Raw genomic sequence first — 21,102 nt, 5'->3', positions numbered from 1 at the left:
GTAAATTAGGGAAGAAGCCACGGCGCAGGCTCGAATGGCAGGAGCCAGCGTCGACTGTTTCAGGACGTTCTGGGCTTGCCGTCAATGGCCGGTTCTGCATCCTTTGTAGCAGTTATGGCGCTGGGCAGGTGGCGGGCAATCAACCCGCGATAGGCCGCAGCACCGAGGCACGCACCCACAATCGGGGCAAAAATCGGAACCAGGAAGTACGGGATGTCGCGTCCGCCCGTGAGGGAAATTTCACCCCAGCCGGCGAAGAAAGTCATCAGTTTAGGACCGAAGTCCCGCGCCGGGTTCATCGCAAAGCCTGTCAGCGGCCCCATGGAGCTGCCGATCACCGCAATCAGCAGGCCGATCAGCAGTGGTGCCAGTGGGCCACGGGGTAAACCATTGTTGTCATCGGTCAGGGACATGATCACGCCCATCAGGATGGCCGTAATGATCACCTCCACGAGGAAGGCTTGGCCGGTGGACAGCGCTGCGTGCGGGTAGGTGGAAAACACCGACGCCAGTTCGAGGCTGGCTTCGGTGCCCCGAATCATGTGCCGGGACTGTTCGAAATCGAAGAATAGGTTGCTGTACAGCGTGTAGACCAGAAGTGCGCCGCAGAAAGCACCGGCCACTTGGGACAGCATATAGAAAGGCAGTTTGCGCTTTTCGAAGTCAGTGAAAATACACAGGGCAATGCTGACGGCGGGGTTGAGATGGGCGCCGGAAATGCCCGCGCTCAGATAGATCGCCATGCTGACGCCGACGCCCCAGATGAGGCTGATTTCCCACAAGCCGAAGCTGGCACCCGCGACCTTGAGCGCCGCGACACAACCAGTTCCGAAAAAAATCAGCAGGGCAGTGCCCAGGAATTCAGCCAGGCATTGGCCGGACAGGGACGGCTGTTGTAAAGCAGTTGTCATTCAAACCTCGGTTTTTTGTTGTTTTGCTGCGCCTTCGATAAAGCTCGATTGCGCGATCTCCACCGAGGCAGGATCCCCATCCTGATCTCGGGTTGCTGCTTGAGACCTGCGATATGACTTTCAGTTTCGAAAAAATATAGACAAGAAACGCTGATGTCAAAGGTCGAAAGTGAACCATCGGTCACATTTCAACTATTCGTGGCGTGAATGACTCTTCCACTGACGGTGGGTCACCGTACTCGCGACCCCGTCCCAAGCCTTTTCGCTGGCGATGGCTTAGAATCCGGCCACTCTTTTTTCATTTCCTTGTCAGGAGCAGTCATGACACCCGCGTTGGATCTGCTTAAGAAAGTGTGCGCCGAACATCGCATCCACAGTTACGAACACGATCCCAAGGCCGCGTCCTACGGTTTGGAAGCGGCGGAAAAGCTCGGCCTGGATCCGGCGCAGGTGTTCAAGACGTTGTTGGCGGCCAGCGAAAAGGGTGAACTGTTGGTGGCGGTGGTGCCTGTGGCCGGAAGCCTGGACTTGAAAGGCCTGGCCCATGCCGCCGGGGTGAAAAAGGTCGAGATGGCCGACCCAGCCGCCGCGCAGCGTTCGACCGGTTATTTACTTGGCGGCATCAGCCCGCTGGGGCAGAAGAAGCGCCTGCGCACTTTTATCGACAATTCCGCACAGCCGCTCGCCAGTATGTTTGTCAGTGCGGGACGGCGCGGCTTGGAAGTCGAGTTGGCGCCTTCGGTATTGAAGGAGCACACCGGGGCGACGTTTGCTGACATTGGACGTGCTTGATTAACGGCTGCGCAGCCGAGCGGGAGCAAGCGTTCTCGCCACAAGGGTGTGAAAGGCTAAGCTAGGAGTCAGAGCTTCCATCCCATGCTGTAGGGTGAAAATTCTACTGATCTGTCACTGGTTAAGCTGTGCCGCTGCACCGCATGCTGGCGCATCAAAAAAAGGAGAAGTGCCATGCAGCTTGCGTTTCATCAGGTCGATGCGTTCAGTGACCGGCCGTTCGGCGGTAACCCGGCGATGGTCTATAGACTCGACGGCTGGCTTGCCGATGACTTGATGCAGAAGATCGCCGCCGAACATAACCAGGCTGAAACCGCGTTTCTGGTGCGTGAAGGCCAGCATTGGCATATCCGCTGGTTCACGCCTGCCACCGAAGTCCCGCTGTGCGGGCACGCTACGTTGGCCAGCGCTTATGTACTGTTCGAGGTCTACCACGAAACGGTCGAGCGACTGGATTTCATCTGCAAGTCCGGTTCGTTGAGCGTTACGCGCGAAGGTGATCGGTTGTGGCTGGATTTTCCGGCTGTCGTGCCTGCCGAGTTGGGCACGTCCTTGGCCGTCCAGAGTGCCTTGGGTGTCGAAGCGGTGGACGTGCTGAGTTCCAACGAACTGTTCGTGGTGCTGGAATCGGAGCAAGCGGTACTCGATTGCAAGCCGGACATGGCGGCCCTGGCAAAACTGCCTTGGCCGGGCGCTATCGTGACCGCGCCGGGGAGCAAGCATGATTTTGTCTCGCGCTATTTTGCCCCGGCGATTGGCATCAACGAGGACCCAGTGACCGGCTCGACCCACTGCAGCCTGATTCCCTATTGGTCCAAGCGCTTGGGCAAGCAAGGGCTGACGGCTTACCAATGCTCGGCCCGGGGCGGGGCGTTGTTCTGCCGGTTGGAGGGGGAGCGGGTGAAGATCGGCGGGAATGCGACGTTGGTGGCCAGTGGGACGTTGATGCTGGGTTGACTCTGCACTCAAGCCAATGAGACCAACTGTGGGAGCGAGCTTGCTCGCGATAGCGGTGGTTCAGCGTACATCGATGCTGAATGTGCCTATGCCATCGCGAGCAAGCTCGCTCCCACAGGATTTATGGATGACAGCTGATTTGTGCCTGCTGCAAATTCCCTTGTGGGGCGGGAGCTATCAGCTGGCGGTGCTATAGCGCCGCACACCGCTGTCCACCGGCGGGATGTGCGCCGCGGTGCTGCCCGAGGCTTGGAACAGCACCAGGTGTTCAGCCGCCACGCGGATGCCGACACTGTCCCCGAGCTGATGGTCGGCGTGGCTGGGGAAGATCGATTCCAGTTGCGCGCCTGTGGGCAATTGCAGGCGATACAAGGTTGAAGCGCCCAGGAAGGTCTTGCCGACAATGCTGGCGGTGAGCGGGCTGTCCGGTGCGTAGACGATATCGTCTGGGCGCAGCAACACATCCACCGCACCGCCGATGGGCCAGGTGTAGGCCCGGTTACCGCGCAGGGTGCCCAACTCGGTTTGCACCGATTCCGGGCTGTCGAGCCGGCCGCGAATGAAGTAGCCCTGGCCAATGAAGCTGGCGACGTATGGCGTCAGAGGTTCGTGATACAGGTTGTAGGGCGTGTCCCACTGTTCCAGTCGACCTTCCTTGAATACCCCGACATGGTCACTCACGGCGAAGGCTTCTTCCTGATCGTGTGTGACCAGGATCGCGCTGGTGCCGCGGGCCTTGAGAATATCCCGCACTTCATGGCTGAGCTTGCGTCGCAACTCGCCATCGAGGTTGGAGAACGGCTCATCGAGCAATAGCAGTTGTGGTTCTGGTGCCAGCGCGCGGGCCAGGGCCACGCGTTGTTGCTGGCCGCCGGACAACTCATGGGGAAAGCGCTTGCCTAGGTGCTTCAGATTGACCAGTTCCAACAACTCTTCGACGACGCGATCCTTGTCCGGATGCTTGCGAATGCCAAAGGCGATGTTCTCGGCCACGCTCAGGTGGGGAAACAGGGCATAGTCCTGGAACACCATGCCGATACGGCGTTTTTCCGGGGCGAGGGTGAAACCGGCGCGGGAGATGGTTTCCCCGGCCAATTGGATTTCACCCTCGTGCACCGGTTCGAAGCCGGCGATGGCGCGCAACGTCGTGGTCTTGCCGCACCCGGACGAACCGAGCAGGCAACCGATATCGCCGGCATTGAGGTGCAGGTTGAGGTTCTGCACGACCCGCTGGTTTTGGTAGCCGCAGGCCAGGTTATGCAAATTCAGCAGCAGCGAATGGCTCATGCGTGGTGATACGCCGGCTCGACAAGGAACTCGAGCAGTGCCTTTTGCGCGTGAAGTCGATTTTCTGCCTGGTCCCAGGCCACCGAGCGCGGGTCGTCCAGCAAGTCGAAGCTGATCTCCTCGCCACGGTGGGCCGGCAGGCAGTGCATGAACAGCACGTCGGCATCCGCCAGGTCGAGCAAGGCCCGGTTGACCTGTAGCGGCGCGAACAGCTTGAGGCGCTTGGCGGTTTCTTCTTCCTGGCCCATGGAGGTCCAGACGTCGGTGCTCACCAGGTGCGCACCGGCCACGGCCTGTTTCGGATCACGCACGATGGTCACCCGGTCCCCGGCCTTGGCGAGCAGCTCGGCATTGGGGTCATAACCTTCAGGGCAGGCAATGCGCAGCTGGAAGTCGAATTGCAGCGCCGCTTCTATATAGCTGTTGCACATGTTGTTGCCATCGCCGATCCAGGCCACGGTCTTGCCCTGGATCGAGCCGCGATGCTCGAGGAAGGTCTGCATGTCGGCCAGCAACTGGCAGGGGTGCAGGTCATCGGACAGGCCATTGATGACGGGTACGCGGGAATGGGCCGCGAACTCGGTCAGGGTGCTGTGGGCAAAGGTACGGATCATCACTGCATCCAGCATGCTAGACATGACGATGGCGCAATCGCTGACCGGTTCGCCACGGCCCAGTTGGGTGTCGCGGGGCGACAGGAAGATCGCCTGGCCGCCCAGCTGGATCATGCCGGCTTCGAAAGAGATGCGGGTGCGGGTCGATGACTTCTCGAAGATCATCCCCAACACGCGGTTTTTCAAGGGCTCGAACAGTACGCCGCGGTTACGCAGGTCCTTGAGCTCCACGCCTCGACGGATCACGCCGAGCAACTCATCGGGCGTGAAATCCATCAGGGAGAGAAAGTGCCTTGCGCTCATGATTGACTACCTTTTTGTAACTGACCGCAGATGCTCAAAGCCTTGTTTATTCAAAAAACGGGCGAGACCTGCGGCAAAAGCCGCACGGGGCGACGAAATAGGGGAAGGCGCGATCTTATAATTAAATGTCGCGTCTTACCAATAGGGCTACGGTTTTTGGGGATTTCAGCGAGACCATCACGCGAATGCGATGGCATATTTGTGGCCGGTTTCCTGACAGCAGCGACCCATTTGTACACTGGCGTTGCTTGGCTTGGCAATCAAGCGCGGCGGGCGCGCGATGGATGAGGGGCGGTTTGCGCCGTGGCCCCCCAGCCTTTCGCCGGTCTGGTGGTGGTCGTGAAACATTTCCTAATGCAAAGGCCTGAGTTATAAATGAGCCTCAGCGGCACAGGAGCCCGAAATGGATTCGAAAGAGCAACAACTGATGGAACTGCTGGGGCTGACTGCACGATCGCTGACGCACCTGACGGCTTCGGTGACTTCCATGTCATTCGAATTGCTGCGCAGCGATGACGAGGTGACCAAGGCCGCGGGCCGTCGGATGATCGATCGCATGGCCACTATCAGCAGCGGCCTCGACGAGCATTGGCGGCTGATTGGCGAGCTAACGGGTGTGCCCATTGCCCAGGAGCAGGTGGAAACCGTCGAAGAAATCCAGATGCTGGCACCGCCTCCCGACCAGCCTTGACGCCCTCTCATCGGTGGGCCTGATGCCCGGCAATTCACAGGACGAACGTCGCTGGCGCTGCCGGGAATCACGCGCCATAGTTTTGTTCCCGCGGCCGAAAGCGCCCGCCACGAATAAAACAGAGACTGGCCATGACCAAGACTCTCCACCACCGTGCGTGCCACTTGTGTGAAGCCATCTGCGGCTTGACCCTCGAAACCACCGAAACCGACGGCCAGGGCCTGGTGATCACCTCGATCAAGGGCGATGCGCTGGACACCTTCAGTCGCGGTCACATTTGCCCCAAGGCGGTGGCGCTGCAAGATATCCAGAACGACCCAGACCGGCTGCGCCAGCCCATGCAGCGCGTTGGCAATGAATGGCAACCGATTGCCTGGGACGACGCCTTCGCGTTGGTGGCCGAGCGCCTGGCGGACATCCAGGCGCGCCATGGCCTGAACGCGGTGGCGGTCTACCAGGGCAACCCCAGCGTGCATAACTATGGGCTGATGACCCACAGCAACTATTTCCTGGGCCTGTTGAAAACCCGCAGCCGTTTCTCGGCGACTTCGGTGGACCAACTGCCCCATCACCTGACCAGCTACTTGATGTACGGTCACGGCCTGCTGCTGCCGATTCCGGACATCGACCACACCGACTTCATGCTGATCCTGGGCGGCAACCCGCTGGCGTCCAACGGCAGCATCATGACCGTGCCGGACGTGGAGAAGCGCCTCAAGGCGATCCAGGCCCGTGGCGGCAAGGTGGTGGTGGTCGATCCGCGCCGCAGCGAAACGGCGGCCATTGCCAACCAGCACGTCTTTGTACGCCCCGGCGGTGATGCTGCGCTGCTGTTTGGTTTGCTCAATACATTGTTCAGCGAAGGCCTGACCCGTGACAGCCACCTGCCGGTGGACGGCCTGGACGAGGTGCGCGAGGCCGTCGCCACTTTCACAGCTGAAGCCATGAGCCCGCTCTGTGCGGTGCCTGCAGCGCAGATCCGGCAATTGGCCCGCGACTTCGCCGCCGCGCCGTCAGCGGTGTGCTACGGGCGGATGGGGGTGTCGACCCAGGCGTTTGGCACGCTGTGCCATTGGCTGATTCAATTGATCAACCTGGTCACCGGCAATCTTGATCGGGTAGGCGGGGCGCTGTGCACCGAGCCAGCGGTGGACCTGGTCGCTACCACCTCGGGTGGGCATTTCAACCGTTGGCAGAGCCGGGTGTCCGGGCGTCCCGAGTACGCAGGGGAGTTGCCGGTGTCGGCCCTGGCCGAGGAAATGCTCACCGAAGGCGAAGGCCAGATTCGTGCGCTGGTCACCGTGGCCGGCAACCCGGTGCTGTCCACACCCAACGGGCGGCAACTGGAGCAGGCCCTGGACGGGCTGGAGTTCATGGTCAGCCTCGATTTGTACATCAACGAAACCACGCGTTACGCCGACCTGATCCTGCCCTCGACCTCGGCCCTGGAGAACGATCATTACGACACCACGTTCAACCTGTTCGCGGTGCGCAACGTGACCCGTTTCAACCGGGCGATCCTGCCCAAGCCCGAGGGTGCGCTGCACGATTGGGAAATCTTCGTCGGCTTGGCCAAGGCCTTTGCCACCCGAACCGGCAAGGAGCTCAAGCCGACCATGCCGCCGGCGCAGATGATCGATTTCGGCCTGCGTAGCGGGGCGTATGGCGACGCCTCGCCGCACAAGCTGTCCCTGACGACCCTGTTCGATCATCCCCATGGCATCGACCTCGGTGCGCTCAAGCCCAACCTGGCTGCACGCCTGAAAACCGAAAACCAGCGGGTGCAGGCTGCGCCAGCGGTGATACTCGCCGATCTTGCGCGCTTCGCTGCGTTGCAGGCGCCAAAACCGGACGAATTGCTGATGATTGGCCGCCGCCATGTGCGCAGCAATAACTCCTGGATGCATAATTTTCATCGACTTGTGAAGGGCAAGCCGCGTCATCAGTTGTTGATGCACCCGGATGACCTCGCCAGTCGTGGCCTGGTCGACGGGCAACGGGTGACCGTCAGTTCGCGGGTGGGCGTCATCGAAGTCGAGGTGCTGGGCAGCCTGGACATGATGAAAGGCGTGGTCAGCCTGCCCCACGGCTGGGGCCATGCCCGGCCGGGCGTGCAGATGACCATCGCCAGCGGACAACCGGGCTCCAGCGCCAACGACCTGACCGATGATTGTCAGCTCGATGAGTTGTCCGGCAACGCGGCACTCAACGGCGTACCGGTGAAGGTGGCGGCTGCGTAAAATTGTCTCTGGAGCAGGTTCGGCTTTCCGTTACAATGCGTCACCGTGTCGACAACTTAAGTCGCAAAAGTTTTAAGCCGAGGTGCTCCATGGATATCATCGAAACGATTAAAGACCAGATTGCCAACAACACCATCCTGCTTTACATGAAAGGCTCGCCGAACGCGCCACAGTGCGGTTTCTCGGCCAAGGCTGCTCAGGCTGTGATGGCGTGTGGCGAGAAGTTTGCCTACGTGGACATCCTGCAGAACCCGGAAATCCGCGCCAACCTGCCCAAGTACGCCAACTGGCCAACCTTCCCACAGCTGTGGGTGGGTGGTGAACTGATCGGCGGTAGCGACATCATGACCGAGATGGCTGCTGACGGCTCTCTGCAGGCCACGATCAAGGCAGCTGTGGAAGCAGCAGCGGCGAACAAGACCGAAGCCTGATCCATGAGATTCTGTTCACTACACCGGTTGTGGTGAACACGAACCACTGTGGGAGCGAGCAAGCTCGCTCCCACAGTGGATTTAGGTGGGCCTGGAAACCCAGGTAATAAAAAGCCCCGCCTCTCGAAAGAGGGCGGGGCTTTTTAGTGGCTTGCTTTCGGGGAAGCTTACTCTTCACCCATCTGCGATTGCAGGTAGTTCTCAAGACCGACTTTGTCGATCAGGCCCAATTGGGTTTCCAGCCAGTCGATGTGCTCTTCCTCGGATTCGAGGATGTCTTCCAGCAGTTCACGGCTACCGAAGTCGCCAACGCTTTCGCAGTGGGCGATAGCGGCCTTCAGGTCGGTGTGGCCGGTGCGCTCGATACGCAGGTCGCACTCAAGCATTTCCCGGGTATGTTCGCCGATGTGCAGCTTGCCCAGGTCCTGGACGTTCGGCAGGCCTTCGAGAAACAGGATGCGCTTGATCAGCTTGTCCGCGTGCTTCATCTCGTCGATCGATTCGTGGTACTCGTGCTTGCCCAGCTTGTTCAGGCCCCAATCCTCGTACATGCGTGCATGCAGGAAGTATTGGTTGATCGCGACCAGCTCATTGGCAAGGATCTTGTTGAGATGCTGGATGACTGTAATGTCGCCTTTCATGATGAGGCCTGCCCTGTAATAGCTGTGTATTAGGCAGAGTTTGAGCCGCGCATTTACGAGTGTCAAACCTAAGTTATTGAATAATAAATGAAAATTAATCTGAATAAGAATGTTTGTGTTCCGCGTCTGGAGGCTAAGCATTTGATTTGCAGGCATAAAAAAACCGGACACTGGGTCCGGTTCCTTGAAAATTGTTTATTACGTGCTGTTACGCGGCGCTAAATTCTACCGGGTAGGGGATCGAGGCCTGTGCCGTTTGCACTTTGGCGAGGGTTTCACGAACCACTTCCTTGGCCAGGCAGGCACATTTGCCGCATTGGCTGGCTACGCCGGTGGTCTGGCGGACTTCGCGATAGCTGCAGCAACCTTCGTAGATCGCTTCGCGGATTTGCCCGTCGGTGACGCCAGTGCAGAGGCATACATACATAAGTGAGAACCGTCGCTGGTTGTGACTCAATTGAGACGGATCTTAATGTTAACGAGAATGATTGTCAAAGTGGTTTCTCAAGGTCTTGCGCCTGAGCGTTGCCAGGCTGACGAACGGTTTGTCCAGGACAATTGAGGCTGCATGAAACCGGACGGCGATTTTTCGATGTCACCGAAAAACCGTTGAAGACAGTCCAAATGCGCGGTGTATGATGGTCGGCCCTTGCAAGCGGGTTCGTGTCACAGGGCTGTCGCCTGAGGGTGACAGGCTGGCCCGGACCATGTTTTCACGCTATTACATCAGGAGATACCCAATGAGCGTACTCGTAGGCAAACAAGCCCCAGACTTCACCGTTCCAGCCGTCCTTGGCAACGGCGAAATCGTCGACAGCTTCACCCTGTCCTCGGCCATCAAAGGCAAATACGGCCTGGTGTTCTTCTATCCACTGGACTTCACCTTCGTCTGCCCGTCCGAGCTGATCGCACTGGATCACCGCATGGATGATTTCAAGGCGCGCAACGTCGAAGTGGTCGCTGTTTCGATCGACTCGCACTTCACCCACAACGCCTGGCGCAACACCCCGATCAACAATGGCGGTATCGGTCAGGTGAAATACACCATGGCTGCCGACATGAAGCACGAAATCGCCAAGGCCTATGACGTTGAGTCCGAAGGCGGCGTGGCCTTCCGTGGCGCGTTCCTGATCGACGACAAAGGCGTTGTCCGTTCGCAGATCATCAACGACCTGCCACTGGGCCGTAACATGGAAGAACTGATCCGTCTGGTCGATGCGCTGCAATTCCACGAAGAGCACGGCGAAGTTTGCCCGGCCAACTGGAAAAAAGGCGACAAGGGCATGACCGCTTCGCCTGAAGGCGTTGCCGCTTACCTGGGCGAGCACAGCGACAAGCTGTAAGCGCACCGAGGCATAAAAAAACCGGCCCATGATGGGCCGGTTTTTTTATGGGCGTTTCAAACTTGTCGGCTGAAACACAGGACCTTATGGCGAGGGAATTTATCTGTGGGAGCAAGGCTTGCCCGCGATGGCTGCGATGCGGTCTTCCAGAAACCGAGTCGCCTGTGTCGCGAGCAAGCTTTGCTCCCACGGAGGGCCGCCACAATGGCTCTACTGGTTAGTCGTCGAAATCCTGCCAGCCACCCATCTCTTTCCACCGGTTGACGATGCCGCAGAACAGCTCGGCGGTCTTCTCGGTGTCGTAGCGGGCCGAGTGGGCTTCACGGCCATCGAAATCGATGTCAGCCGCCTGGCACGCCTTGGCCAGGACGGTCTGGCCGTACGCCAGGCCAGCCAGGGTCGCGGTGTCAAAGCTGGAGAACGGGTGGAACGGGTTGCGCTTCATGTCCAGGCGCGCGACGGCGGCGTTGAGGAAGCCCAGGTCGAAGCTGCTGTTGTGGCCGACCAGGATCGCTCGCTTGCAACCGTTGGCCTTGAGCGCCTTGCGCACGCCACGGAAGATGTCGGTCAGGGCCGTTTCTTCGCTGACTGCCATGCGCAACGGGTGATCGAGCTTGATCCCGGTGAACTCCAGGGCCGCCGCTTCGACGTTGGCGCCTTCGAACGGTTCGACACGGAAGAAGTAGGTGTGGTCAGGGAACACGAAGCCTTTTTCGTCCATGCCGATGGTGGTCGCCGCGATTTCCAGCAAGGCGTCGGTGGCGGAGTTGAAACCGCCGGTTTCTACGTCGACGACAACCGGCAGATAGCCACGGAACCGAGCAGCCATGGGGTGACGGGCGCCGCCCGAACCACCGTTGCCGTCCAGTTCGTCGTCGAAATGATCTTCACTCACGCGTTTTCCTCCAGCAGGCGCCAGCGCAGTTTTTCACCGGCGCGCAGCGGGATGACAGCCAGGTCGCCGAAAGGCAGGCTGGCGGGGGCGGTCCACTCATCGCGGACCAGGGTAATACGATCGGTGTTCACCGGCAGGCCATAGAAACGCGGGCCATGCAGGCTGGCGAAGCCTTCGAGTTTGTCCAGCGCGTTGCGCTGTTCGAACGCCTCGGCGTACATCTCGATGGCGGCATAGGCGGTGTAGCAGCCGGCGCAACCGCAGGCCGCTTCCTTGGCGTGCTGGGCGTGGGGGGCCGAGTCGGTGCCAAGGAAAAACTTGGCGCTGCCGCTGGTGGCGGCGTCCAGCAAGGCTTCCTGGTGGGTATTGCGCTTGAGGATCGGCAGGCAATAGAAGTGCGGCCGGATCCCGCCCACCAGCATGTGGTTGCGGTTGTACAGCAGGTGATGGGCGGTAATGGTCGCGCCGACGTTGGCCGGTGCCTCGTTGACGAACTGCACGGCATCGCCGGTGGTGATGTGTTCGAACACCACCTTGAGCGTCGGGAAACGCTCCACGACGCGGCGCATGTGCTCGTCGATGAAGATTTTCTCGCGGTCGAACACGTCGACGTCGCCCCGGGTGACTTCACCATGGATCAACAACGGCATGCCGACTTCGGCCATGGCCTCCAGCGCCGGGAAAATCTTGTCGATGCTGGTGACGCCGGAGTCGGAGTTGGTGGTGGCACCGGCCGGGTACAGCTTGGCGGCATGGACGAAGCCGCTGGCCTTGGCCTCGCGGATCTCTTCGGGCTGGGTGCGGTCGGTGAGGTAAAGCACCATCAACGGTTCGAAGCGGCTGCCAGCCGGGCGTGCGGCGAGGATGCGCTGGCGATAGCCGTCGGCCTCGGCGGCGTTGCGCACTGGCGGAACCAGGTTAGGCATGATGATTGCGCGCCCGAAGGTGCGCGCGACATCGGCGACGGTATGGGTCAACACAGCACCATCGCGAAGATGAATATGCCAGTCGTCGGGACGCAGCAGGGTCAGGCGGTCGGACATTGGGGGGCTTCCAGGCGGGTCAAACTGTGGGAATGCTACCGGAAAAGACCGATTCAGGCACCCGCTATCAAGTTCTGCCGCAACTTACCGATAGCTCCTACAGGTGTGCCACGAATCCGTGCAGTGCGCCGGACAGGCGTCATGCCTCCAGCATGCGTCGATCTTTGTATAAAAGTCAGTGGAGCCTCCCGTGCGCCAGCGTTATCTAGCCTTGCTCAGTGTGTTTGCCAGCCTTCCCGCCATGGCGCTCACTTTCCAGACCCGTCTGGAGAGCATTGAGTGGACGGTCGAAGGCGACAAGTTCGAGTGCCGGCTGAGCCAGCCGATCACTGATTTTGGCAGTGGCGAATTCGTGCGCCGGGCGGGCGAACAGGCGACGTTTCGCCTCAAGACCTATAACCCGATGCTTGGTGGCGGTTCGGCAACCTTGCTGGCGGCCGCCGCACCGTGGCAGCCGGGGCGGGGCGATATCAACCTGGGCTCGGTCAGCATCGGCAGCGGCGACGTACTGTTCAACAGCTCCCAGGTCCAGGCTGGCCGCTTGATCAGTGGGCTGATGGAAGGTCGCAGCCCCGTGGTGCGCCGCAACACCGAGGACGGGCGAGTCTCGGAAGTCCGTCTGCTGCCGGTGCGTTTCAGCAAGGCCTTCAACGACTATCAAGGCTGCGTGGCAAAACTGTTGCCAAAGAATTTCGAGCAGGTGAAACAGACACAGATCGGCTTCCCCGGCGAAGCTGCCGAACTCGATGCCCATGCCAAGGCGCAGTTGCAGGTGATGCTCGACTTCATCAAGGCCGACCCCAGCGTCAATCATGTCGAGCTTGACGGCCACTCCGACAACAGCGGCAACCGCCTGACCAACCGTGAGCTGTCACGCCGCCGGGCCCTGGCGGTCCAGGACTTCTTCAAGGCCAATGGCTTCCAGGAGTCGCAGATTACCCTGCGCTTCCACGGCGAGCGTTATCCCCTGGTGCCCAACACCAACTCCGCCAACCGAGCCAAGAACCGTCGCGTAGTCGTGCGCCTGGAGCGCGTGGCTCCGACCGAAGCGCCGGCACCGCAGGCACCCGCCGCGCAGCCCGCGCCCACTGCCGCGCCTGCCAAGGCTCCGGCGCCAACCGCAGCACCGGCCAAGGCGCCCGCTGGGGCTACGGCACGGACGTCCTGAGTCGATTTTGACCGTCGCACGCTCGACATAATCTGTCGCTTCGTCGTCATAAGCTGTCGCGCCCCTGTAAATTATCCGCGCTGGACGTTAGACTTCCCGGCTTTCCGTACAACCCGTGGAGTGATGGCATGGCGGACGTAAACAAGGTCGTTCTGGCGTATTCCGGCGGCCTGGACACTTCGGTGATCCTCAAGTGGCTGCAGGACACTTATAACTGCGAAGTGGTGACCTTCACCGCTGACCTGGGGCAGGGCGAAGAAGTCGAGCCTGCACGCGCCAAGGCCCAGGCCATGGGCGTCAAAGAGATCTACATCGATGACCTGCGCGAAGAGTTCGTCCGCGACTTCGTGTTCCCGATGTTCCGCGCCAACACCGTTTACGAAGGCGAGTACCTGCTGGGTACCTCCATCGCCCGTCCGTTGATCGCCAAGCGCCTGATCGAAATCGCCAACGAAACCGGTGCCGATGCCATTTCCCATGGCGCCACCGGCAAAGGCAACGACCAGGTGCGTTTCGAACTGGGTGCCTATGCCCTCAAGCCGGGCGTGAAAGTCATTGCCCCGTGGCGTGAATGGGACTTGCTGTCCCGTGAAAAACTGATGGACTACGCCGAGAAGCACGCTATTCCGATCGAGCGCCACGGCAAGAAGAAATCCCCGTACTCGATGGATGCCAACCTGCTGCACATCTCCTATGAAGGCGGCGTGCTGGAAGACACCTGGACCGAGCACGAAGAAGACATGTGGCGCTGGACCGTCTCCCCGGAGAAGGCTCCTGATACCCCGCAATACCTGGAACTGACCTATCGCAACGGCGATATCGTCGCTCTGGACGGCGTTGAGATGAGCCCGGCCACTGTGCTGGCGACCCTGAACCGCATCGGTGGCGAACACGGCATCGGTCGTCTGGACATCGTCGAAAACCGTTATGTGGGCATGAAGTCCCGCGGTTGCTACGAAACCCCAGGCGGCACCATCATGCTGCGCGCCCACCGGGCGATCGAGTCGATCACCCTGGACCGCGAAGTGGCTCACCTCAAAGACGAGTTGATGCCCAAGTACGCCAGCCTGATCTACACCGGCTACTGGTGGAGCCCGGAGCGTCTGATGCTGCAACAGATGATCGACGCCTCCCAGGCTCACGTGAATGGCGTGGTCCGCCTGAAGCTGTACAAAGGCAACGTGATCGTCACCGGGCGCAAGTCCGACGAGTCGCTGTTCGATGCCAACATCGCGACCTTCGAAGAAGACGGCGGTGCCTACAACCAGGCTGACGCGGCTGGCTTCATCAAGCTCAACGCCCTGCGCATGCGCATCGCGGCGAACAAGGGTCGCAAGTTGTTCTGACCCTGTTGACATGAAAGCGGCCTGCCATGAGCAGGCCGTTTTTTTGCCCTTTTTTTGTGTGACCCTTGCTGCGGCGCTGCCCTCGGTCGCTCATTCATCCTGCCCTTGCGTTGCCAGGCCTGCGTTGCTGTAGATGACGTACACGACGATGCTGGCTTGCTTCAAATGTCTTGATCGACGGGGTTCGATCGGGCGTTTCGATTGGCTGCATACAATACAAAGGCTGTCTGGTTCGTGCCTGCGTCGATGAAGACGTATGACCAGCAGTTCCTTGACGTCCTCCGCCCGACGTAGCTGTCGTTTGCGTCGACAGGGCGAATCATCCATGGTCTTTATGAAATGTTTGCTCTTGCGAAAATCCGAAGGCGAATACAAGGAGCGATAATTGAAGTTGAGCGTTATGAAAAAAAGCAGCAATAGATAAAAAGGAAAGCTGATCAGGAACCAGAGATAGTATTCACGATCCTGGTCATCCAGAAAGGGCAGGGAAATCGCTGCGGAAGTTTCGGATAAAGTTGCGAATATGGCGATGAGGGTCATGGGGTTGGTTATGGTCTTCAACGGTTTGTTCATGGTTAATGCTCATGGAATACTTGTGCTCGGAGAGTGAGTTGGAAAGTGGCAGTCCATGCCTAATGAAATATAGGCGAAGGCGCAATGGCCGGCCATGTTGAATATTAGGCGTCTGAGTGTGTTTTATATATGAATTTCCCTTCCTTAAGTGAGTGGAAGTCAGTTTTAACAGTAAATAATTCAGTTACTTTCTATGAATAAAACGCTTTTCAGTGGGCTGCCTGCAGGTGGGTATGGCGGTGAAAGAGCGCATTGTTCATAGGGTTTCGGGATTGTTAAGAACGGCCATTCCTTCTCTTTAAAAAAATCCATGACACATTTTTTTTGCGGCGATTTGTAGGAATATTCTGTATAGCTTGTAGGTTCTGTCTCTCGATGCGAGCGTTCAGGGGGGGGCAGCATGCCAAGGTAGAAATGACTAGGCTATTGTGCGTGCTCTAAAAATTCGAACAGCGAAGTTGGATTTGCCCATGAATAAAGTGCTGATCGTGGATGATCATCCCGTCATTCGTCTTGCTGTACGTTTGCTGATGGAGCGTCATGGTTATGAAGTCGTTGCCGAAACCGATAATGGCGTCGATGCGTTACAGTTTGCTCGCGAACTTATGCCCGATATTGTCATTCTCGATATCGGTATTCCGAAGCTGGACGGATTGGAAGTCATCGCTCGCCTGACGGCCATTCCTTCACCCATGAAAGTGTTGGTGCTGACTTCCCAGGCACCGGGACATTTTTCGATGCGTTGCATGCAGACGGGGGCGGCCGGGTATGTATGCAAGCAACAGGATCTCACCGAGTTACTGAGTGCAATCAAGGCGGTACTTTCCGGTTACAGTTACTTTCCCAACCAGGCATTGCATACGGTGCGGTCGAGTCTGGGTAATGCCAGTGAGTCCGATATGGTCGATCGATTATCGGGGCGGGAAATGATGGTCTTGCAGCAACTGGCGCGCGGAAAGACCAACAAGGAGATCGCCGATGGAATGTTCTTGAGCAACAAGACCGTCAGTACCTACAAGACGCGCCTGTTATTGAAGCTCAATGCCCGTTCGCTGGTCGACCTGATCGAACTGGCGCAGCGCAATGGCTTGGTGTGAGTTTTCGGGTCACGCGTACTCAGTAAAAAGCCTCCATCAGGGAGGCTTTTACGTGTCAGAGGTCAAAGTCATAATCGGCCAGTTGTTTCTGCAGGCGACGCTCTTCCAGCAGGTTATCAATGGTGCGGCGCTTGCTCAGGTTGGTTTTCGCCACTTCCACGACCACAGGTTCGACGTCGTCGGCTTCAGCGGCGATGAATTCGTCTTCTACATCCAGTTGTTCTTTGCCAGCACTCATGGGTTCGACTCCAGGCTAAGACTGCCATTGGCGCTCCTTATATCGATAAACCACGGGCGGGTAAAAAAGATTTTTTCAATCGATGGATCGATAAAAGCAATAGCGTCTCAATCGTCGGAGGTCTTGTGCTTGTATTCGCATAAATCTTCGATTCGGCAGCTGCCGCAGCGAGGCTTGCGCGCCAGGCAAACGTAACGCCCGTGAAGGATGAGCCAGTGATGGGAGTCCAGCAGGAATTCCTTGGGAACAAATTTCATCAATTTCTTCTCGACCTCCACCACGTTTTTGCCGGGGGCCAGCCCGGTGCGGTTGCTGACGCGGAAAATGTGGGTGTCGACCGCCATGGTCAACTGCCGAAACGCGGTATTGAGCACGACGTTGGCGGTTTTGCGGCCGACCCCCGGAAGGGCTTCCAGCGCTTCGCGAGTCTGCGGGACTTCACTGCCGTGGAGCTCGATCAGCAGGCGGCAGGTTTCGATCACGTTCTTGGCCTTGCTGTTGAACAGCCCGATGGTCTTGATGTACTCGGACAGTCCTTCGACGCCCAGGGCATAGATGGTCTCCGGCGTATTGGCCACCGGGAACAGTTTGGCCGTGGCTTTGTTGACGCCGACGTCGGTGGACTGGGCTGACAGGATGACCGCGATCAGCAACTCGAACGGCGAGGAATAGGCCAGTTCGGTTTTCGGTTCCGGGTTGTCCTCGTGAAGGCGACGAAATATTTCCAGGCGTTTTGCGGCGTTCATGGGCGCGGCGTTTCCTCAACGGATGAATGGGGTTTGGCGGCCGTCCAGGCCTGTCGAGCCGCCAGCAGCAGCCCGAGCAGAATGAACCCGCCGGGGGCGAGCAAGGCCAGGGGCAGGCCGCTGCCGATCAGCCCACGCACGGCACCGAGGCTGATCATCAAGAGGCCAAACAGCCCGGCCAGCCTGAGGCGTCCGAGCCAGCGGGATTCAACGAAGAAACCCTCATGCTCCAGCGCGACGCAGCTCAGGGCGATCCAGCCAGCGTAAAGGTTCAACGGTCGATACAATTCCAGCACCCAGGCCTGGGCGACAAGGCCAATGCAGGTGGTCAGGGTAGCGGCCAATACGATGGCGGCGAGCAGCCGTTGACAGGCTGTCAGGCGTTGCCGGACAAGCCCCATTGCCAAGCCATGGCTGAAAAGAACCACGGCCCAGGCGAGCCATAACCCCAGCGCGCCAACCAGCGAGTCGCTTGCGCCGACCAATGGGACGAGCAGCAGGCCGTGTGTCAGTCCCCATGGCTTATTCATTGGCTGCCACCCCCATCAACTGGGCCTTGTGCTCGTCGAAGTAACGCAGCGCATCGTGAACAGCCTGGAGCACTGCCCGGGACGTCACTGTCGCGCCTGCCAGTTGATCGAACTGGCCCTGGTCCTTTTTCAAGGCCCAGCCGCTGTCATCAGGCGCCTGGCGTGATTTACCCGTGAAGGTCTGCAACCAGGCGTTCGGCCAGCCGGCAATCGCTGCGCCCAATCCGGGTGTCTCGGATTGACGCAGGGTCTTGACGCCCAGCAACCGGCCCTGTGGATCGATGGCGACCAGCAATTCGATGCTGCCTTCATAGCCCTGCGCCTGGCTACGAAGCAGCACGGCGCTGGGTTGGCCGCCGCGAGTCGCCAGGTAGCCGCCCAACAGCGTGCTATGGGCCAGGGACACCGAGGCTGTGACAACGGGGTGCGCCAACGGCTGGTTATCATAGTGGTCGGTGGGCAGCACCTCGAGCAAGGCCCTGTTCGCCAGTGCTTGCTGCTGGGTCTCGATACGCCCGGCGGTGCCGAGGTGCGTGAGGTAAGTGGCACCGATACCCAGGCCGATCAACAAGGTCAGGATTGCCACGCCGAGGGGATTGTTCATGTCAGCGGCCGCCGTTGTCGCGCCTCGGCAAACCGCTCCAGTGCCGGCACGCCGAGGTTCATCAGCAACACCGCGAACGCCACGCCGTCGGGGTAGCCACCCCAGGTGCGTATCAGATAGACCAGCAGTCCCATGCCCGCGCCAAACAGCAGGCGGGCGAGAGGGGCCTTGGCACCCGAGACCGGTTCGGTCGCGATAAAAAACGCGCCGAGCATGGTTGCGCCGCTGAACAGATGAAACAGCGGCGAGCCATGGGAGTCGGAACCCGAACCGTTCCAGCACAGCAGGCTGACGGCGGACAGGCTCGCCAGCATGCCCACGGGTGCATGCCAACTGAACACCCGTTGCTGCAGCAGAAACAGACCGCCCGCCAGGAAGGCCAGGTTGACCCATTCGACACCCCGGCCACCGAAACGCCCGAACGCAGGATCGTTGGCGAACAGTTCATCGACGGTCAGGCTCGTGTTGATTCGCAGGCTGTCCAGTGCGGTCGCCCCGGCCCAGGCATCGGGCGCCGGATGAGCGCCGAATACCTGCTGCAAGCCTTCAGACAGGCCCATGCCGTGGAGCGCCGGCCAGTGACTCATCTGGGAAGGAAACGCCACCAGTACCAGGGCGTACCCGAGCATTGCCGGGTTGAACGGGTTGCTGCCGACGCCGCCCCACAGGTGCTTGCCCAACAGCAAGGCGCAGGCGGCCGCCGTGACGGTCAGCCACCAGGGGCAATAGGCCGGCAAGGCCAGGGCCAGCAGCGTGGCACTGACCAGCGCACTGCCATCGTTCAGGTCGGGCTTGAGTGGCCGGCGTCGCAAGCGCAGCACCAACGCTTCGACCGCCAGCGCAGTGGCGCCGGACAACAGCAGGTTGAGCGCCACGCCCCAGCCATGGAACCACAGCAACGCCAGCACGCCGGGCAGCGTCGCCAGCAACACTCGCGTCATCGCCTGGCGCAGCCGTTCGTCCGCTGGATCAAGAGGCGGCATGGGCGTCCACCTGGCGTTCGGCATCCTTCACCGCGTGTTCCAATGCCTGCAGTTGTTCATCCGATGCCGTAGCTGCGCGGGCTTTGCTGAGTTCGGCGCGGCGCATCGCCAGTTGGATCTTGGCTCGCTTCAGCTCGGCGTTTTGCGTCGGTGCAGGGGCTGGCGCGGCCGCGGGTGCGGGTGCGGGTGCGGCATTTTCCAGTTGGCTCAGGGCCTGTTCGGCCGCTTCGAACTGGCGTTGCAGCACGATCAGTTGCGATTGCTGCTCAAAGGTTGGCGGGTGGCCGAACGCTTTCAAGGATTTGTTCAGCTGTGCCCGGCTCATGGCCAGGTCGACCTTGGCTTTTTTCAAGGCTGCATCGGCCGTGGCGGCTTTTTGCGCGCGAACGCGCTCCAGTGCGGCTTGTACGGGATCGAGTGCCGGGTCCTGGGTTTGGGCCTGGGCCTGGGCCGCCCGTTGGGTTCGAGCCAGGCGTTCGGCCTGGCGCTGTTCTTCTTCGCGGCGCAGGCGCGCATTGCGTTGTTCGAAGCGGCGCCGGGCATGATTGCGCTTGGCGGTTCGCGCCAGTTGTTCTTCTACGCTGAAGGCCAGGCCGCCGACGATCGGCAGCACGTTTGCCGTCGGCAGCGGGTGCATTTCAATGCAATCGACCGGGCAGGGCGCCACGCACAGATCGCAGCCTGTGCATTCGTCGATGAGGATGGTGTGCATCAGCTTGGCGGCGCCGACAATCGCGTCCACCGGACAGGCCTGGATGCACTTGGTGCAACCGATGCATTCGGCTTCACGGATAAAGGCGACTTGCGCCGGGGCCACGCCGCGGCTGGTGTCCAGCTCCACCACCGGTATTTTCATCAGCTCGGCCAGGGCGGCGATGGTTTCGCGCCCCCCGGGCGGACATTTGTTTATCGGCTCGCCCTGGGCGATGCCTTCGGCGTAGGGCTTGCACCCGGGGTGGCCGCACTTGCCGCATTGGGTCTGCGGCAGCAGGGCGTCGATACGTTGAATCAGGCTCATGTTTTGACCAGCCCGCGCAATCCGAGAAAGGCCACCGCCATCAGTCCGGCGCTGATCAACTGAATCGGCAGGCCCCGAAAGGGCAGGGGAATATCGTTATTGAAGGTGCGCTGGCGCAGATCGTCGAACAGGCTCAGCACCAGCCAGAACCCCAGTCCGGCACCCAGGCTCAGGGCGATGGCGTAGCCCAGGTCTCGGTTATGCTGGCCGTTGAGCAGCGTGACGCCAAGTATGCCGGCATTGCCGAGCAACAGCGGCCACAACCCCTCGAACGGCATTGTCGGCCGCCAGCGGGCCAGCAGGCGCAGCAAGGGGCCGATCAGCAATACGCTCAAGGACAGCCAGGCCAACAGGCGCAGCGAGACCAGGTTGGTCGGCACCAGCAGCCCATGATCGATCAGGTAGCCCAGGGTGCCGACGATCAGCATCAGGCATGCCGTCGCCAGGCCCAGGGCGTGTACCTGCTTCCTGCCGTTGACCGCCAGCAGCGGATCGACGCCCAGCGGCCAGTGCAACACCAGGTTGTTGATCAGGGCAGCGCTGAACAGCGTGAGGACGATTTCGGTCATGGGTGTGTTGGCGACAAAGGGCCTGTTACAAGATTAGGCATTATCCGGCACGCCGGGGGCGTGGGCCAGATATGAAAATCCC

General features: G+C 60.0%; 24 protein-coding genes. 9 read left to right on the top strand and 15 right to left on the bottom strand.

Features of this window, described 5'->3' with window-relative positions; all coding sequences use genetic code 11:
* Positions 1–59: 59 nt before the first annotated feature.
* On the bottom strand, positions 60–911 hold the full coding sequence (locus tag KI235_RS23555; RefSeq protein ID WP_003204970.1) for an MIP/aquaporin family protein: 852 nt from the start codon (positions 909–911) through the stop codon (positions 60–62).
* Between the two features lie 321 nt (positions 912–1,232).
* On the opposite strand from KI235_RS23555, the gene ybaK reads away from it, so the two are divergent.
* Complete coding sequence (gene ybaK, locus KI235_RS23550) at positions 1,233–1,703, top strand: Cys-tRNA(Pro) deacylase (RefSeq protein ID WP_043042815.1); 471 nt, start codon at positions 1,233–1,235, stop codon at positions 1,701–1,703.
* A 174-nt stretch (positions 1,704–1,877) separates the two neighbouring features.
* Positions 1,878–2,660 (top strand): PhzF family phenazine biosynthesis protein, encoded by a 783-nt coding sequence (locus KI235_RS23545; protein ID WP_003204966.1) that lies wholly within the window; start codon positions 1,878–1,880, stop codon positions 2,658–2,660.
* Positions 2,661–2,837: 177 nt separating this feature from the next.
* Here KI235_RS23545 and KI235_RS23540 read toward each other — a convergent pair whose 3' ends face one another.
* Both KI235_RS23540 and argF read right to left on the bottom strand, forming a co-directional pair.
* Positions 2,838–3,947 carry an ABC transporter ATP-binding protein gene (locus tag KI235_RS23540; protein WP_003204965.1) on the bottom strand — a complete coding sequence of 370 codons (1,110 nt, stop codon included), beginning with the start codon at positions 3,945–3,947 and terminating at the stop codon, positions 2,838–2,840.
* The gene (gene argF / locus KI235_RS23535) at positions 3,944–4,864 is read right to left on the bottom strand and encodes an ornithine carbamoyltransferase (RefSeq protein WP_003204963.1); all 921 of its coding nucleotides are present in this window, start codon (positions 4,862–4,864) and stop codon (positions 3,944–3,946) included. The genes KI235_RS23540 and argF overlap by 4 nt, the downstream gene beginning before the upstream one ends.
* A gap of 403 nt (positions 4,865–5,267) precedes the next feature.
* On the opposite strand from argF, the gene KI235_RS23530 reads away from it, so the two are divergent.
* The 3 genes from KI235_RS23530 to grxD all read left to right on the top strand — a co-directional run bounded on the left by KI235_RS23530 (position 5,268) and on the right by grxD (position 8,226).
* On the top strand, positions 5,268–5,555 hold the full coding sequence (locus KI235_RS23530) for a hypothetical protein (RefSeq protein ID WP_003204960.1): 288 nt from the start codon (positions 5,268–5,270) through the stop codon (positions 5,553–5,555).
* A gap of 131 nt (positions 5,556–5,686) precedes the next feature.
* The gene (locus tag KI235_RS23525) at positions 5,687–7,795 is read left to right on the top strand and encodes a molybdopterin oxidoreductase family protein (RefSeq protein ID WP_003204958.1); all 2,109 of its coding nucleotides are present in this window, start codon (positions 5,687–5,689) and stop codon (positions 7,793–7,795) included.
* A gap of 89 nt (positions 7,796–7,884) precedes the next feature.
* Positions 7,885–8,226 carry a Grx4 family monothiol glutaredoxin gene (gene grxD / locus KI235_RS23520; protein WP_018614171.1) on the top strand — a complete coding sequence of 114 codons (342 nt, stop codon included), beginning with the start codon at positions 7,885–7,887 and terminating at the stop codon, positions 8,224–8,226.
* A 167-nt stretch (positions 8,227–8,393) separates the two neighbouring features.
* Here the strand turns inward: grxD and bfr are convergent, their stop codons facing one another.
* Entirely contained in the window at positions 8,394–8,867 is a 474-nt protein-coding gene (gene bfr, locus KI235_RS23515; RefSeq protein ID WP_003204954.1) for a bacterioferritin, read from the bottom strand.
* 208 nt (positions 8,868–9,075) lie between these two features.
* A complete protein-coding gene (locus KI235_RS23510) occupies positions 9,076–9,294 on the bottom strand; it encodes a bacterioferritin-associated ferredoxin (RefSeq protein ID WP_003204952.1) in 219 nt (72 codons plus the stop codon).
* 313 nt (positions 9,295–9,607) lie between these two features.
* Between KI235_RS23510 and KI235_RS23505 the strand changes: the two genes are divergently transcribed.
* Positions 9,608–10,210 (top strand): peroxiredoxin, encoded by a 603-nt coding sequence (locus tag KI235_RS23505; protein WP_003204949.1) that lies wholly within the window; start codon positions 9,608–9,610, stop codon positions 10,208–10,210.
* Between the two features lie 217 nt (positions 10,211–10,427).
* Here KI235_RS23505 and rnt read toward each other — a convergent pair whose 3' ends face one another.
* Positions 10,428–11,105: a ribonuclease T gene (gene rnt, locus KI235_RS23500; RefSeq protein ID WP_003204947.1), complete on the bottom strand. Its 678-nt coding sequence runs from the start codon at positions 11,103–11,105 to the stop codon at positions 10,428–10,430.
* Positions 11,102–12,148, bottom strand: coding sequence for a dihydroorotase (gene pyrC, locus KI235_RS23495; RefSeq protein WP_003204946.1), 1,047 nt, complete (start codon positions 12,146–12,148; stop codon positions 11,102–11,104). The genes rnt and pyrC overlap by 4 nt, the downstream gene beginning before the upstream one ends.
* 190 nt (positions 12,149–12,338) lie before the next feature.
* Here pyrC and KI235_RS23490 point away from each other — a divergent pair, with 190 nt between their 5' ends.
* Both KI235_RS23490 and KI235_RS23485 read left to right on the top strand, forming a co-directional pair.
* The gene (locus tag KI235_RS23490; protein WP_038857903.1) at positions 12,339–13,316 is read left to right on the top strand and encodes an OmpA family protein; all 978 of its coding nucleotides are present in this window, start codon (positions 12,339–12,341) and stop codon (positions 13,314–13,316) included.
* 128 nt (positions 13,317–13,444) lie between these two features.
* A complete protein-coding gene (locus KI235_RS23485; protein ID WP_003204943.1) occupies positions 13,445–14,662 on the top strand; it encodes an argininosuccinate synthase in 1,218 nt (405 codons plus the stop codon).
* Between the two features lie 90 nt (positions 14,663–14,752).
* Here KI235_RS23485 and KI235_RS30505 read toward each other — a convergent pair whose 3' ends face one another.
* Positions 14,753–15,235: a hypothetical protein gene (locus KI235_RS30505; protein ID WP_003204941.1), complete on the bottom strand. Its 483-nt coding sequence runs from the start codon at positions 15,233–15,235 to the stop codon at positions 14,753–14,755.
* A 470-nt stretch (positions 15,236–15,705) separates the two neighbouring features.
* Between KI235_RS30505 and KI235_RS23475 the strand changes: the two genes are divergently transcribed.
* Positions 15,706–16,332, top strand: a complete 627-nt coding sequence (locus tag KI235_RS23475) for a response regulator transcription factor (protein ID WP_003204939.1) — start codon at positions 15,706–15,708, stop codon at positions 16,330–16,332.
* Between the two features lie 55 nt (positions 16,333–16,387).
* Here KI235_RS23475 and KI235_RS23470 read toward each other — a convergent pair whose 3' ends face one another.
* From KI235_RS23470 to KI235_RS23440, 7 genes are all read right to left on the bottom strand, one after another.
* Positions 16,388–16,570 carry a hypothetical protein gene (locus KI235_RS23470; RefSeq protein ID WP_003204937.1) on the bottom strand — a complete coding sequence of 61 codons (183 nt, stop codon included), beginning with the start codon at positions 16,568–16,570 and terminating at the stop codon, positions 16,388–16,390.
* 107 nt (positions 16,571–16,677) lie between these two features.
* On the bottom strand, positions 16,678–17,316 hold the full coding sequence (gene nth / locus KI235_RS23465; RefSeq protein ID WP_027911863.1) for an endonuclease III: 639 nt from the start codon (positions 17,314–17,316) through the stop codon (positions 16,678–16,680).
* A complete protein-coding gene (locus KI235_RS23460; RefSeq protein ID WP_003204933.1) occupies positions 17,313–17,846 on the bottom strand; it encodes an Rnf-Nqr domain containing protein in 534 nt (177 codons plus the stop codon). The genes nth and KI235_RS23460 overlap by 4 nt, the downstream gene beginning before the upstream one ends.
* Positions 17,839–18,450 carry an RnfABCDGE type electron transport complex subunit G gene (locus KI235_RS23455; protein WP_212795327.1) on the bottom strand — a complete coding sequence of 204 codons (612 nt, stop codon included), beginning with the start codon at positions 18,448–18,450 and terminating at the stop codon, positions 17,839–17,841. Before KI235_RS23455 ends, KI235_RS23460 begins: the two co-directional genes overlap by 8 nt.
* Positions 18,447–19,433 (bottom strand): RnfABCDGE type electron transport complex subunit D, encoded by a 987-nt coding sequence (locus KI235_RS23450; RefSeq protein WP_212795326.1) that lies wholly within the window; start codon positions 19,431–19,433, stop codon positions 18,447–18,449. The genes KI235_RS23455 and KI235_RS23450 overlap by 4 nt, the downstream gene beginning before the upstream one ends.
* A complete protein-coding gene (gene rsxB, locus KI235_RS23445) occupies positions 19,420–20,451 on the bottom strand; it encodes an electron transport complex subunit RsxB (RefSeq protein WP_043042810.1) in 1,032 nt (343 codons plus the stop codon). The genes KI235_RS23450 and rsxB overlap by 14 nt, the downstream gene beginning before the upstream one ends.
* Positions 20,448–21,020, bottom strand: coding sequence for an Rnf-Nqr domain containing protein (locus KI235_RS23440; RefSeq protein WP_028237357.1), 573 nt, complete (start codon positions 21,018–21,020; stop codon positions 20,448–20,450). Before KI235_RS23440 ends, rsxB begins: the two co-directional genes overlap by 4 nt.
* Positions 21,021–21,102 lie beyond the last annotated feature (82 nt).

This window comes from Pseudomonas sp. St386, assembly GCF_018325865.1.
In the GTDB taxonomy this organism is placed as follows: Bacteria; Pseudomonadota; Gammaproteobacteria; order Pseudomonadales; family Pseudomonadaceae; genus Aquipseudomonas; species Aquipseudomonas brassicacearum.
This window is presented reverse-complemented; position numbering and strand designations above follow the sequence as displayed.

Coding starts and splice junctions, on each gene's coding strand:
- KI235_RS23555 (WP_003204970.1), bottom strand. CDS start 911: ATGACAACTGCTTTACAACAGCCGTCCCTGTCCGGCCAATGCCTGGCT.
- ybaK (WP_043042815.1), top strand. CDS start 1,233: ATGACACCCGCGTTGGATCTGCTTAAGAAAGTGTGCGCCGAACATCGC.
- KI235_RS23545 (WP_003204966.1), top strand. CDS start 1,878: ATGCAGCTTGCGTTTCATCAGGTCGATGCGTTCAGTGACCGGCCGTTC.
- KI235_RS23540 (WP_003204965.1), bottom strand. CDS start 3,947: ATGAGCCATTCGCTGCTGCTGAATTTGCATAACCTGGCCTGCGGCTAC.
- argF (WP_003204963.1), bottom strand. CDS start 4,864: ATGAGCGCAAGGCACTTTCTCTCCCTGATGGATTTCACGCCCGATGAG.
- KI235_RS23530 (WP_003204960.1), top strand. CDS start 5,268: ATGGATTCGAAAGAGCAACAACTGATGGAACTGCTGGGGCTGACTGCA.
- KI235_RS23525 (WP_003204958.1), top strand. CDS start 5,687: ATGACCAAGACTCTCCACCACCGTGCGTGCCACTTGTGTGAAGCCATC.
- grxD (WP_018614171.1), top strand. CDS start 7,885: ATGGATATCATCGAAACGATTAAAGACCAGATTGCCAACAACACCATC.
- bfr (WP_003204954.1), bottom strand. CDS start 8,867: ATGAAAGGCGACATTACAGTCATCCAGCATCTCAACAAGATCCTTGCC.
- KI235_RS23510 (WP_003204952.1), bottom strand. CDS start 9,294: ATGTATGTATGCCTCTGCACTGGCGTCACCGACGGGCAAATCCGCGAA.
- KI235_RS23505 (WP_003204949.1), top strand. CDS start 9,608: ATGAGCGTACTCGTAGGCAAACAAGCCCCAGACTTCACCGTTCCAGCC.
- pyrC (WP_003204946.1), bottom strand. CDS start 12,148: ATGTCCGACCGCCTGACCCTGCTGCGTCCCGACGACTGGCATATTCAT.
- KI235_RS23485 (WP_003204943.1), top strand. CDS start 13,445: ATGGCGGACGTAAACAAGGTCGTTCTGGCGTATTCCGGCGGCCTGGAC.
- KI235_RS30505 (WP_003204941.1), bottom strand. CDS start 15,235: ATGAACAAACCGTTGAAGACCATAACCAACCCCATGACCCTCATCGCC.
- KI235_RS23475 (WP_003204939.1), top strand. CDS start 15,706: ATGAATAAAGTGCTGATCGTGGATGATCATCCCGTCATTCGTCTTGCT.
- KI235_RS23470 (WP_003204937.1), bottom strand. CDS start 16,570: ATGAGTGCTGGCAAAGAACAACTGGATGTAGAAGACGAATTCATCGCC.
- nth (WP_027911863.1), bottom strand. CDS start 17,316: ATGAACGCCGCAAAACGCCTGGAAATATTTCGTCGCCTTCACGAGGAC.
- KI235_RS23460 (WP_003204933.1), bottom strand. CDS start 17,846: ATGAATAAGCCATGGGGACTGACACACGGCCTGCTGCTCGTCCCATTG.
- KI235_RS23455 (WP_212795327.1), bottom strand. CDS start 18,450: ATGAACAATCCCCTCGGCGTGGCAATCCTGACCTTGTTGATCGGCCTG.
- KI235_RS23450 (WP_212795326.1), bottom strand. CDS start 19,433: ATGCCGCCTCTTGATCCAGCGGACGAACGGCTGCGCCAGGCGATGACG.
- rsxB (WP_043042810.1), bottom strand. CDS start 20,451: ATGAGCCTGATTCAACGTATCGACGCCCTGCTGCCGCAGACCCAATGC.
- KI235_RS23440 (WP_028237357.1), bottom strand. CDS start 21,020: ATGACCGAAATCGTCCTCACGCTGTTCAGCGCTGCCCTGATCAACAAC.